Source organism: Biformimicrobium ophioploci (assembly GCF_030270605.1).
GTDB lineage: Bacteria > Pseudomonadota > Gammaproteobacteria > Pseudomonadales > Cellvibrionaceae > Biformimicrobium > Biformimicrobium ophioploci.
The window spans coordinates 441,034-453,010 of the sequence record NZ_BSYJ01000004.1 but is presented as its reverse complement, the minus strand read 5'-3'; the positions used below and the strand labels follow the sequence as shown (position 1 = coordinate 453,010).

Genomic DNA, 11,977 nt, shown 5'->3' with positions numbered 1-11,977 from the left:
CTCATTTGTTTGCGCTTGTACCGGGATAAATGGGGTCAGGGACAGACGGGGTCAGAGTTGGCTTCACTCTGACCCCATTTACCTGACCCCACATATTCAAGCCTTGTTAAAACCGTGCTGCGCCAGGAATTCCATGGTCAGCCCGCTTTCCCCTTCCGGCTTGGCGGCGGCATCCCCTAATAATAGCCGCTCGAGGTAGCGCGCTATCACGTCCACCTCAAGGTTCATTTTTGTGCCGGCACGGTAACCATCGATCACGGTTTCCTGCAGCGTGTGCGGCACAATCGTCAGTTCAAATTCGGCTCCATCCACGGCGTTTACCGTGAGGCTGGTGCCATCTACGGTGATGGAACCCTTATGGGCGATATACTTGGCCAACTCCGCCGGCGCACGTACACGGAACCGCTCTGCCCTTGCCTCCTGGCGGCGCCAGACAATCTCGCCAACACCATCCACATGGCCACTGACAATATGGCCGCCAAAGCGGGTCTCCGGCTTCATCGCCTTTTCCAGGTTGACCCTGGTGCCCACACTCCAGTCACCGACAGTTGTCGCACTGAGTGTTTCCGAGGACACATCGGCCCAGTAACCATCGCCCGGCAACTCCACCACTGTCAGACATACGCCATTGGTAGCAATACTGTCGCCCAGCGCAACATCTCCAAGATCCAGCTTGCCGCTGCGGATGCGCAGGCGCAGGTCGCCGCTCTGCGGTTTGATTTCCGCGATCTCGCCGATGGCTTCAATAATCCCGGTAAACATAATTCGGTTACCTTTCTATATCCGTGCTGGCGGTAATCCGCCAGTCATGCCCGACCGCACGAACGTCAGTGATGGTGATCGGCAACACCGAACCCATCTTCGCAATCGGCAGCTCGAACATCGGCCGGCCGCTGCTGCCCAGCAGCTTCGGCGCGATGTACGAGATAATTTCATCTACGTGGGCGCCATACATAAAGGCGCCCGCCAGAGTTGCGCCACTCTCCACCAGTACTTCGTTGCACTGGCGACGCGCCAGCTCCTGCAACAGCGCCCCGAGGTCAACCCGGCCCTCACGCTCCGGCAGCACGATGACTTCTGCACCAGCCGCTGCCAGTGCCGCCCGTTTTTCTTCTGGCGCAGACGCCAGCGTACAGATCAGAACACCACCCGGTTCCTGCAGGATAAAAGACCTGGTACGGGTGCGGAGTTTGCTGTCAACGATTACCCGCAACGGCTGCACTTCGGCAACGTTTTCTGCCTGCTCTGCTGGCAGCGGCATTTCGTCGGCACGCACATTCATGCACGGGTTGTCGTGCAATACCGTCTCGACGCCGGTCACCACAGCGCAGGAACGCGCACGCAACAATTGCACATCCGCACGCGCGGCCGGGCCGGTGATCCACTTGGATTCGCCACTGGCCATACCGGTGCGGCCATCCAGGCTGACGGCGGTCTTGCAGCGCACCAACGGCAGCCCCAGGGTCATGCGCTTGATAAAGCCGGGATTCAGTGCACGACACTCTTCTTCCAGTACCGGGCCTTCCACCTCGATACCGGCACCTTTCAGCATTTGCAGGCCGCGCCCGGCCACTTCCGGGTTCGGGTCTTCCATGCCGAAGATCACCCGCGATACGCCCGCTTCAATCAGCGCCTGGGCACAGGGGCCGGTCTTGCCGGTATGGCTACAGGGCTCCAGCGTCACCACTACAGTGGCGCCCCGGGCCTTGTCCCCCGCTGCGCGCAGGGCATTGATTTCCGCATGGGGTTCACCGGCCCGCTCGTGCCAGCCTTCGCCCAGCACATTGCCGTCTGCATCGGTGATCACGCAGCCCACGCGCGGGTTCGGCATGGTCGTGTAAAGGCCGCGCCCTGCAAGCTGCACGGCGCGTGATATCAATTCAACAGGATTCACTGGGATTCGGTCTTGTCCGTAGATTCGGTCTGGAGGCGATCAATCTCTTCGCGGAACTCGCTGATATCCGCAAAACGGCGATACACGGAAGCAAAGCGCACATAGGCAACCTCGTCCAGTGCGCGCAGTTGCTGCATCACCTGCTCGCCAATAATCCGCGATGGCAGCTCCCGCTCGCCTGTCGCCTGCAGGAAGTGCTTGATCTGGGCAACGGCCATTTCCACCTTTTCCATACTGACCGGGCGTTTCTCGACAGCACGCAGAATGCCAGCGCGGAGCTTCTCCTCGTCAAAAGGCTCGCGGCGGCCGTTCTCCTTGACCACCCGCGGCAGCACCAGTTCCGCCACCTCGTAAGTGGTAAACCGGTCACGGCATTGCTGGCACTCACGACGGCGCCGCACCTGGTCGCCATTGGCCACCAGGCGGGAATCGATCACTTTGGTATCGGCTGCGCTGCAGAATGGACAGTGCATGGTGCGACTCGCTGCAAAATTGCGCGAATATTACCACATTTGGAGTCAAGTGCGCCCCGAAACGGGGCGCACAACCAATCAGAAGATTTTCTCGCGCTCGATCAGGCGCAGCCACAGGCGCTGGCGCAAGTCATTGATGGGCCGCGGGGTCGCCAGCGGGATCCAGGTATTGGCCAGTGTCGCCTCATCCGGGTACACAATCGGGTTGCGCAACAGCTCCGGCGCCACGAAGGGCTCCGCTTCCAGGTTGGCATTGGCGTAGTGCATCTCGTTGGAGATTTCGGCAATGACCTCGGGCTCCATCAGGTAGCTCATGAACTCGTAGGCTTCGTCCACATTGCGCGCATTGGTGGGCATGGAAACCACATCCACCCACAACGGGAAGCCCTCCTCGGGCATGATGTAGCGAATATTGTGGGACTTGCCGGCCTCTTTGGCGCGCTCCTGCGCTTCGAGGATATCGCCGCTCCAGCCGTGTGCGATACAGCGCTTGCCGCTGATCAACTCCTCGACATATTCACCGGAATCGAAGTCCGTGATGTGCAGACGCACCTTTGCCAGCAGGCTACCCACCTGGCGCTGGGCGCCGCGGCCAAAATCATTGGGATCCTTGCCGATATACTTGAGCCCTACATCGAAGATCTCCTCCGGCGAGCGCATCAGAGTGGCACCACAGGAGGCCAGCTTGCCCAGGTTTTCCGGGTCAAACAGCAGGTCCCAGCTGTCCGGTGGCAGGGTGCCGCCGAAGGCCTCGCGCACCTTCTCCACGTTGTAGCCGATACCCACAGTGCCCCAGAGGAACGGGAAGGCGTACTCGTTGGCCGGATCGAAGTTGCGCAGGCGCTCCATAAAGGCCGGGTCATTGCGCTTCCAGCCGCGGATGCGCTCCGGGTCCAGCTTACTGATGGCGCCGCGCTGGATATAGTAGGGAATGTTATCGGAGCCCGGCACGATCACATCAAAGGAGCGCCCCTCCTTCAGCCACATTTCCTCCAGCTCCTCGATATCGTCAAACTCCACATAGTTGACCTTGATACCGGTACGCTGCTCGAAATTGGTGAGGGTGTCCTCGGCGATGTATTCGGACCAGTTGGCAAAATTCAGCTCGCGCTGCTGGGCCTGGGCCTTCGCGGCGGCCGCGACAGCCAGCCCCACGATCAGGGCTCCGACAAACTGGTACAGGTGAACCATTTTAACCTGCATATTTCCCCCTAATAACCGGCCAGACACCATTTATTACTGGCACAAATGTACAAACTTATTGGTATAAACAACGCAAATTAAACCAAAGTTTGGAACTTTAGTCCTTTCCATTTATGACTGATAGGCCACATTTTGGCGCAAACGTGCCACGAAATACGGGTTAACGATGCTGTAGGAGAGTGGTTAGGAAGTGGTTAGCAACACTCGCAGGACAAGAGAGACTGAGAGTTAGGCGGGATCAGGAGGCGGGATCAGGACGCCGCATTGCACGGCGCCCTGGCAATCAGATCAGGCGTAAACCGGATAGCGGCCGCAGATCTCGAGGACCTTGGCTTTCACCTCTCCGATGACCTGCTCGGAAGTGCCGTTTTCCAGGCTTTCCAGCACATCGCAGATCCAGTGGGTGAGCTGCTTGGTCTCTTCGACACCGAAACCTCGGGTGGTGATTGCCGGCGTACCGACACGCAGGCCACTGGTGATAAACGGTGAGCGCGGGTCGTTCGGGACCGCGTTCTTGTTCACGGTGATGTTGGCATTGCCTAGCGCCTCGTCAGCATCCTTACCGGTGTAGGGCTTGCCAATCAGGTCCACCAGCATCAGGTGATCATCGGTACCACCGGACACAATGTTGATACCGCGATCCAGGAAGGTCTCCGCCATGGCGCGCGCGTTGTCCAGCACCTGCTGCTGGTATGCGCGGTAGTCATCGCCCATGGCTTCCTTGAACGCAACAGCCTTGGCCGCGATCACGTGCATCAGCGGGCCACCCTGGCCGCCCGGGAATACCGCAGAATTCAGCTTCTTCTCGATTTCCTCGTTGGCCTTGGCAATGATGATACCGCCGCGTGGACCGCGCAGGGTCTTGTGGGTAGTGGAAGTCACCACGTCAGCGTGCGGCACCGGGTTCGGGTACAGGCCAGCGGCGATCAGGCCGGCAACGTGGGCCATATCCACAAACAGGTAAGCGCCAACCTTGTCGGCGATCTCGCGGAACTTGCCCCAGTCCATCACGCGGCTGTATGCGGAAAAGCCTGCGACGATCATCTTCGGCTTGTGCTCCAGCGCCAGGCGCTCGACCTCATCGTAATCCACCTCGCCGGTTTCGGCGTTGAGGCCGTACTGCACCGCATTGTAGATCTTGCCGGAGAAATTCACCTTGGAGCCGTGAGTCAGGTGACCACCGTGGGCCAGGCTCATGCCCAGTACGGTATCGCCCGGCGCACACAGCGCCTGGTATACCGCAGCGTTGGCCTGGGAGCCTGAGTGCGGCTGCACATTGGCGTAGTCCGCACCGAACAGTTTCTTGACGCGCTCGATGGCCAGGTCTTCCACCACATCGACGTGCTCGCAGCCACCGTAGTAACGCTTGCCAGGGTAACCCTCGGCGTATTTGTTGGTCATACTGCTGCCCTGCGCCGCCATCACCAGCGGGCTGGTGTAGTTCTCAGAAGCAATCAGCTCGATGTGTTCTTCCTGACGACGATCTTCCTTCTGGATGGCATCCCAGACGTCCGGATCAAACGAGGCGATAGTGGCGGATTTATCAAACATGGCAGCCCTCGGCATTTGTACGAAATTTCACCGGCCGAGGCCGTCAGCCCCGGTAAATACCAGTGAGAAGTGTAGAAAGGCGCGCATTGTACACCAAGTGACTGATGCGGTCGCATGTGAAATCGCCGCCGGACGGGGCTTTGCGCGGATCGGGCCACGCCCCGCTGGCCGTTGGATATCCCGGGCTGGCTAACTGAATCTGGCGCGCTATTCCTTGCCGACCGGGCGACTGAACATTTTCTGTATCGAGGAGAAGTCCAGCCGTTTTGCGGCCTCCGTACCGCCATGCAGCTGGTACAGGTTCCTGGCCAACGCGCCCAGGGGGGTAGAGGATGCGCTGCCGGCGGCGGTATCCATGGCGAGGCCCAGGTCCTTGAGCATCAGTGCCACCGCGAAACCGCCGAGGTAACCGTTGCTGGCAGGCACGCCTTCCATCACCCCGGGGTAAGGATTGTATTTTTCCAGGGTCCAGTTGCCGCCGGAACTGGACCGCATGATTTCCGATAGCACCGCCGGGTCCAGGCCATTGTCCACCCCCAGCTGCAGTGCCTCGGCGGTACCGATCATCTGGATGGCGAGCAGCATATTGTTGCAGGTCTTGGCCACCTGGCCGGCACCGGCAGGGCCCGCGTGAAAGATATTGGCCCCCATCGCTTCCAGTACCGGGCGAGCGCGCGCAATCGCTTCAGCATCTCCGCCGCACATAAATGAGAGCGTACCGGCTGCTGCCGCAGCCGTACCGCCGGAAACGGGCGCATCAATCGCGGCAATACCCTTCTGTCCGGCTGCGGCAATTACCTGGCGCGCATCGTTCGCGGCGATGGTGGAGCAATCGATCAGCAGTACTTCCGGCGGCAGCTGTTCCAGCAGGCCGTGCACCCCCAGGAACAGGCTTTTGACCGCATCGCCGTTGGGTAGCATGGTGACGACCACATCCGCCCCCTGCACTGCTTCCCGTGCACTCGCGGCAATAGCGCAACCGTTCTTGCGGGCCTGCTCCAGCGCCACTTCGACCGGATCAAAGGCCTGCACGTTAAAGCCTGCCCTGACCAGGTTCGCCGCCATGGGGCCACCCATATTGCCGAGGCCGAGAAACGCGATGGAGTTAGAAGATTTCATTGCTGTACCTTTGTTCTTATTGTCTGAATCGCTTCTGTTGCGTTGCCGCGCGGCCCGCCCTGTATGGGAAAGTCACAGGTCCTGCAGCGGGTTCTGCGGCCACGGCAGCACGAAGTGCTCTTCCACCATGTCTGCAGTCACCGCGTCAAACTCTGCGGGTCGCCAACCGGGGTTGCGGTCCTTGTCAATCAACAGCGCCCGCACACCTTCCTTGAAGTGCCCAAGCCGCAGGCAGTTGACCGCCATCACCAGCTCCAGCTGGAACACCTCTTTAAGCGACAGGTGGCGGGAACGTTGCAACTGCGCCCAGATCACCGCGGGTGTAACCGGGCAGCCCGACGCCAACCCGGCAGCCGCTTTTTGCAGCCAGCGATCCTCACCACTGTACCCGGTGATGGACTGTACGATCGCCGCCAGCGAGGGGAAATCGGTCATCGCCTGAATCTGCGCGAAATGCGCCTGCAGGTTCGCCGACGGCTGGGCTTCGGCATCCAGCTCTTCCGCCTTCAGCAATTCATGCACGGCCGCGTGATCGGTTGCTGTGTCACCACTGAATTCGTGGCTGCCCAGCACGGCGAGGATCGCCTCCCTGCTGTCGCTGCCGACAATGCGGTCGGCGAGGCCGGCGAAGATGGCGTCAACCCCGTTGAAAGAGGCTCCGGTCAGACCGAGAAACAGGCCGGTGCGCCCGGGCATCCGGTTCAGGAACCAGCTGCCGCCCACATCCGGGAACAGGCCGATGGTAATCTCCGGCATCGCCATGCGCGTGGTCTCTGTCACCAGACGGTGGCTCGCGCCCGCCATGATGCCGAGCCCGCCACCCATCACGATGCCGCTCCCCCAGACCACAATCGGCTTGGAATAGGTATGAATGGCGTAATCCAGGTGATATTCGCGCGCAAAGAACTCGGTACCGTAAGCCGGGTCGAACTCCTCGCCGTAGGCTGCTGCACTTTTATGCAGGGCGACTACATCGCCGCCGGCACACAGTGCGCGGTCACCGGCGCCCTCGATCCACACGGCACCGACGGTGTCATCCCTGGCCCAGTGCTCCAGCTGCGGCTTCAGCAACTCAATCATATCCAGCGACAGCGCGTTCAGGCTCTTTGGTGCGTTCAGTGTGGCGATGGCCAGTCCGCCGCGGCGGGAAAAAATAACAGACTCCTGCATCCCGCTATCGCCCCTTCCATTCCGGTTTGCGCTTCTCCAGGAAGGCGCTCACGCCCTCATCGCGATCCTGCGTATCCCACAACTTGGTAAACAACTCGCGCTCCCAGCTGGCGGCACTGGCCATGGAGCGGTGTCGGGCCGCCTGGATCAGCTGCTTGCAGGCACGTATCGATGAGGGTGACTGTTTTGCTGCCCGAGCAACCATTTCCAGTGCTTTTTCCAGCGCCTTGCCGGTGTCCACCACTTCCTGCACCAGGCCGATCTCCAGCGCCTGCTCCGCACTCAGGCGCTCACCCAGCAGGATCATGCGCTTGGCCCAGCTCTCCCCCACCAGCCAGGGCAACAGCTGGGTGCCGAGGCCACCGGGCAGCAATCCGACGGAGGCTTCCGGCAGCGCAAGTTGCGCCTGCTTTTCGGCCACCCGGAAATCGCACGCCAGCGTGCCCTCCAGGCCGCCGCCCATGGCATAGCCGGTGATCGCTGCCACCGACACGCCGGGGTAGTCCGCCAGGGCCTCGAAGGCGGCACCGAAGGCATTGATAAACGTGAAGCCGTCACCCTTGCTGCAGGCAAACTTTTTCAGGTCTGCGCCGGCGCTGAAGAACTTCTCATTGTCGCTCGCCAGGACCAGCGCGCGGTTGTCCGGGTCTGACCCCAGCTCCAGCACCAGCTCGCGGAAGGCATTAAGGCTATCCGGGGTCCAGGTATTGGCTGGCGGGTTATTCATGGTAACCACGGTGGTGTGGCCCTGCTTGTCGATCTTGAGCAAATCTGTCACGGATGGCTCCCTGTATGACTAACCGGACTAGGATACAGCAATCGGCATTGAAACCGAGCGTCGCTTTCGGTACCTTGCGCCCAAATTTTCGACACAAGAATTCAGGACTCCAAATGGCACAATATGTGTATACGATGAATCGCGTCGGCAAGGTCGTACCGCCGAAGCGCGAGATCCTCAAGGATATCTCCCTGTCCTTCTTCCCGGGCGCCAAGATCGGCGTGCTGGGCCTCAACGGCGCCGGTAAATCCACCCTGCTGCGCATCATGGCCGGCGTGGACCAGGACTATAACGGTGAGGCGCGTGCACTGCCGGGTATCAAGGTCGGCTACCTGCCGCAGGAGCCGAAGCTCAACCCGGAAAAAGACGTGCGCGGCAATGTCGAGGAAGGCATGCAGGAAGCCATCGACGCACTCAAGGGCCTGGAAGCCGTTTATGCCGCCTACGCAGAGCCGGATGCCGACTTTGACGAGCTGGCCAAGAAGCAGCAGCGTTTCGAGGACGTGATCCAGGCCTGGGACGCCCACAACCTGGAGCACAAGCTGGAAGTGGCTGCCGACGCACTGCGCCTGCCGCCGTGGGATGCTGACGTGACCAAGCTCTCCGGTGGTGAGAAGCGCCGTGTGGCCCTGTGCCGCCTGCTGCTGTCGCGCCCGGACATGCTGCTGCTGGACGAACCGACCAACCACCTGGATGCGGAAAGCGTGTTCTGGCTGGAGCGCTTCCTGCACGACTTCACCGGCACCGTGGTCGCCATCACCCACGACCGTTACTTCCTCGACAATGTTGCCGGCTGGATCCTGGAACTGGACCGCGGCCACGGCATTCCGTGGGAAGGCAACTACACCACCTGGCTGGAGCAGAAAGAGCAGCGTCTGGAGCAGGAATCCCGCGGCGAGCAGGCTCGCCAGAAGGCCATGAAGCAGGAACTGGAGTGGGCCCAGCAGAACCCGAAAGGCCGCCGTTCCAAGAACAAGGCGCGTCTGGCACGACTGGAAGAAATGCAGTCCGAAGAATTCCAGCAGCGCAACGAGACCAACGAAATCTACATTCCGCCGGGTGAGCGCCTGGGCGACAACGTCATCGAATTCTGCAATGTGAGCAAGAGCTTTGGCGATCGCGTGCTGATCGAAGACCTGTCGTTCCGCGTGCCCAAGGGTGCAATCGTGGGCATCGTCGGCGGCAACGGCGCGGGTAAGTCCACACTGTTCCGCATGATCACCGGCAGCGAGCAGCCTGACTCCGGCGAAATCAAGATCGGTGAAACCGTCAAGATTGCCTTCGTCGACCAGAGCCGCGACGCCCTGCCGGACGACAAGACCGTGTGGGAAGCGATCTCCGACGGCCAGGACATCCTCCGTATCAACAACTACGAAGTGGGTTCACGCAACTACGTTGGCCGCTTCAACTTCAAGGGCACTGACCAGCAGAAACGCGTGGGCGAGCTGTCCGGTGGTGAGCGCGGTCGCCTGCATCTGGCCCATACCCTCAAGCAGGGCGCCAACGTGCTGCTGCTGGACGAACCGTCCAACGACCTCGACATCGAGACCCTGCGCGCACTGGAAGAAGCCATGCTGACCTTCCCGGGTTGTGCGATGGTGATCTCCCACGATCGCTGGTTCCTGGACCGGGTGGCAACCCACATCCTGGCGTACGAAGGCGACAGCGAAGTGGTGTTCTTCGAGGGCAACTACTCCGAGTACCACGATGATTTTGTAGCGCGCAAGGGCGAGGAAGCCGCGCCGCATCGGATGCACTACAAGAAGCTGAAGACCTGATGGACACATGGGGTCAGAGCCAAAGATCTATGGGGTCAGAGCATTCGCTCTGACCCCAACCATTGACCTAAGGGGACAGAGCTTTGGCTCTGACCCCGACCATTGGAGCCAGACCCCTGGGGTCAGAGCTTTTGCTCTGACCCCAACCATTGACCTAAGGGGGCAGAGCATTCGCTCTGACCCCAGAAATCTCAACAACAAGGAAGTTGAGCATGCAGGTATCCGCCCTCTACCAGTTCCCGGTGAAATCCCTGCGCGGCCACGCGCCGGTGAAACTGGAGCTGGACGCCTACGGCGCGGTCGGCGACCGCCGCTGGATGCTGGTGGATCACAGCGGCAAGTTTGTGACCCAGCGCCGCTTGCGCCGGATGGCGCTACTGCAGGCCAGCAATACCCCGCTCGGCCTCGCCCTCGCCGATCCCGACGGCAACGAAATTTCCGTTCCCTACCCCGATGACAAAGCAGCACTTATCCAGATCGAAATCTGGGGCGATCACTGCACTGCCCGCGATGCAGGCGATTCAGCCGCCCACTGGCTAGAGCAACGCCTGCAACAGCAGGTACGACTGGTATGGATGGGCCCCGAGCACCATCGCCCTGTCGCGCCTGACTACAACCCGGACAACGCCGAGGTGAGTTTCGCCGACGGCATGCCACTGCTACTGATCGGGCAGGCATCGCTGGACGATCTCAACAGCCGGCTGCAAACGCCGGTCAACATGCTGCGCTTCCGCCCGAACATCGTGGTTCAGGGGGCGGAACCCTTTGCCGAGGACGACTGGAAGAAAATCCGAATCGGCAAACTCGAAATGCATGTGGTGAAACCCTGCGCCCGCTGCGCCATTCCCGGCATAGATCCCCTGACAGCAGAAGCCTCTTCGGAACCGCTGAAAACACTGGCGGATTTCCGGCGCTGGGACGACGGACAGATCTATTTTGGCCAGAACCTTGTACACCGCGCGACCGGCTGCATATCCTTGGGGGACAAAATCGAAATTCTCAAATGACCCGCGCAAGGTTACGGAGCGTTTAAATGGGCATTACCCGGCATTGCGCCGAACTGCTCGAAGCCGGCCAGAAATTCCACTACCTGTATGGCAACCGGCTTGCCAACCATCTTCCCATGGCGTTGATCGCCCTCGATCGCCTCGGTGCCACCCAGGCACAGCTGCAGGGTTACTTCGATAAAGCCAGCACACGCCTGCAGCCGATAGAGGCCAGCGCTGGCGCGTCCGACCTGCACTTTCCTGCCCTGCGTGGCCGGGGCGAGCATTACTTTTTGCCCGCCAAGCAGTTCTTCCAGGAACAGATTGCAGCGCACGGACGTGAAAAAACCATCCGCGAGTTTTTGCCGCGCCTGCTGCCCAGCATTGCCACATCGGCGTTCCACGCGATGATCCGCCTCGCCTATGCGGTGGACGCGCGCCATGCGGAGGAAACTGCCGCAGCGCTGGCTTACTGGACCGTGGATTACCAGGAATTTCCCTCAAATGCGGAGACCAAACCGCATAACTGCGCACGTATCATTGCCGATGTCACCGAGCGCTACCCGAAAATCGAGTTCAGCAAGGGTATCATCGTCGACCATATGCTGGATGTGGTACGGCAGCCAGACTGGATGCAGACCAAAGTCCAACCCGAAAACATAAACCTGGAAGATATCGCCCGCGTTGCCCTGGATGCCTACCTGGGCACCGGTGATTTTACCCTCCTGCACGGGGTCACCAGTTGCCATGCCATGCGCCTGTTATTGCCCTTTTGCGACAACCCCCGCTTCGCGCTGCGCTGCTACTGGGAAGGCCTGGTTGTGGCTTACCTGAGTACCGGGCCGAAACCCGTAGTTTCTCCGGAACTCAACCGGGAAGAACTACCAGGCTGGAATACGCTCATCCAGGGCGCCTGCGCCAGCAGCAACGATCACCGGATCAAGCTCACCTATAGTTGCCACGAGGAATCCGCACACTACGGCTGGCCCGAATATCAGGCTGCCGCGGCAATGCAGGCGTAAATA

General features: G+C 60.6%; 10 protein-coding genes and 1 pseudogene. 3 read left to right on the top strand and 8 right to left on the bottom strand.

Annotation, left to right across the window (positions count from 1 at the left end):
* Window positions 1-96 precede the first annotated feature (96 nt).
* The 8 genes and pseudogenes from QSJ80_RS11740 to QSJ80_RS11705 all read right to left on the bottom strand — a co-directional run bounded on the left by QSJ80_RS11740 (window position 97) and on the right by QSJ80_RS11705 (window position 8,188).
* A complete protein-coding gene (locus tag QSJ80_RS11740; RefSeq protein ID WP_285764643.1) occupies window positions 97-762 on the bottom strand; it encodes a riboflavin synthase in 666 nt (221 codons plus the stop codon).
* Window positions 763-769: 7 nt separating this feature from the next.
* Complete coding sequence (gene ribD, locus QSJ80_RS11735; protein ID WP_285764676.1) at window positions 770-1,876, bottom strand: bifunctional diaminohydroxyphosphoribosylaminopyrimidine deaminase/5-amino-6-(5-phosphoribosylamino)uracil reductase RibD; 1,107 nt, start codon at window positions 1,874-1,876, stop codon at window positions 770-772.
* A 14-nt stretch (window positions 1,877-1,890) separates the two neighbouring features.
* Window positions 1,891-2,367: a transcriptional regulator NrdR gene (gene nrdR, locus QSJ80_RS11730; protein ID WP_285764642.1), complete on the bottom strand. Its 477-nt coding sequence runs from the start codon at window positions 2,365-2,367 to the stop codon at window positions 1,891-1,893.
* 78 nt (window positions 2,368-2,445) lie between these two features.
* Complete coding sequence (locus QSJ80_RS11725) at window positions 2,446-3,570, bottom strand: extracellular solute-binding protein (RefSeq protein ID WP_285764641.1); 1,125 nt, start codon at window positions 3,568-3,570, stop codon at window positions 2,446-2,448.
* A gap of 288 nt (window positions 3,571-3,858) precedes the next feature.
* Window positions 3,859-5,121 carry a serine hydroxymethyltransferase gene (gene glyA, locus QSJ80_RS11720; RefSeq protein ID WP_285764640.1) on the bottom strand — a complete coding sequence of 421 codons (1,263 nt, stop codon included), beginning with the start codon at window positions 5,119-5,121 and terminating at the stop codon, window positions 3,859-3,861.
* A gap of 207 nt (window positions 5,122-5,328) precedes the next feature.
* Window positions 5,329-6,258 (bottom strand): annotated as a pseudogene (gene mmsB / locus QSJ80_RS11715) (3-hydroxyisobutyrate dehydrogenase); the annotation flags it as partial.
* A 54-nt stretch (window positions 6,259-6,312) separates the two neighbouring features.
* Window positions 6,313-7,410, bottom strand: a complete 1,098-nt coding sequence (locus tag QSJ80_RS11710) for an enoyl-CoA hydratase/isomerase family protein (RefSeq protein WP_285764639.1) — start codon at window positions 7,408-7,410, stop codon at window positions 6,313-6,315.
* Between the two features lie 4 nt (window positions 7,411-7,414).
* Complete coding sequence (locus QSJ80_RS11705) at window positions 7,415-8,188, bottom strand: enoyl-CoA hydratase (RefSeq protein ID WP_285764638.1); 774 nt, start codon at window positions 8,186-8,188, stop codon at window positions 7,415-7,417.
* A gap of 113 nt (window positions 8,189-8,301) precedes the next feature.
* On the opposite strand from QSJ80_RS11705, the gene ettA reads away from it, so the two are divergent.
* The 3 genes from ettA (at window position 8,302) to QSJ80_RS11690 (ending at window position 11,974) form a co-directional block, all read left to right on the top strand.
* Complete coding sequence (ettA, locus tag QSJ80_RS11700) at window positions 8,302-9,966, top strand: energy-dependent translational throttle protein EttA (protein WP_285764637.1); 1,665 nt, start codon at window positions 8,302-8,304, stop codon at window positions 9,964-9,966.
* Between the two features lie 212 nt (window positions 9,967-10,178).
* Window positions 10,179-10,973, top strand: a complete 795-nt coding sequence (locus QSJ80_RS11695; protein ID WP_285764636.1) for an MOSC domain-containing protein — start codon at window positions 10,179-10,181, stop codon at window positions 10,971-10,973.
* A 26-nt stretch (window positions 10,974-10,999) separates the two neighbouring features.
* Window positions 11,000-11,974 carry a questin oxidase family protein gene (locus tag QSJ80_RS11690; protein ID WP_285764635.1) on the top strand — a complete coding sequence of 325 codons (975 nt, stop codon included), beginning with the start codon at window positions 11,000-11,002 and terminating at the stop codon, window positions 11,972-11,974.
* Window positions 11,975-11,977: the final 3 nt, after the last annotated feature.

Excerpts from the sequence above, each read along its gene's own strand:
- QSJ80_RS11710 (WP_285764639.1), bottom strand. The coding sequence starts at position 7,410 with ATGCAGGAGTCTGTTATTTTTTCCCGCCGCGGCGGACTGGCCATCGCC.
- QSJ80_RS11725 (WP_285764641.1), bottom strand. The coding sequence starts at position 3,570 with ATGCAGGTTAAAATGGTTCACCTGTACCAGTTTGTCGGAGCCCTGATC.
- ettA (WP_285764637.1), top strand. The coding sequence starts at position 8,302 with ATGGCACAATATGTGTATACGATGAATCGCGTCGGCAAGGTCGTACCG.
- glyA (WP_285764640.1), bottom strand. The coding sequence starts at position 5,121 with ATGTTTGATAAATCCGCCACTATCGCCTCGTTTGATCCGGACGTCTGG.
- QSJ80_RS11740 (WP_285764643.1), bottom strand. The coding sequence starts at position 762 with ATGTTTACCGGGATTATTGAAGCCATCGGCGAGATCGCGGAAATCAAA.
- QSJ80_RS11695 (WP_285764636.1), top strand. The coding sequence starts at position 10,179 with ATGCAGGTATCCGCCCTCTACCAGTTCCCGGTGAAATCCCTGCGCGGC.
- QSJ80_RS11690 (WP_285764635.1), top strand. The coding sequence starts at position 11,000 with ATGGGCATTACCCGGCATTGCGCCGAACTGCTCGAAGCCGGCCAGAAA.
- nrdR (WP_285764642.1), bottom strand. The coding sequence starts at position 2,367 with ATGCACTGTCCATTCTGCAGCGCAGCCGATACCAAAGTGATCGATTCC.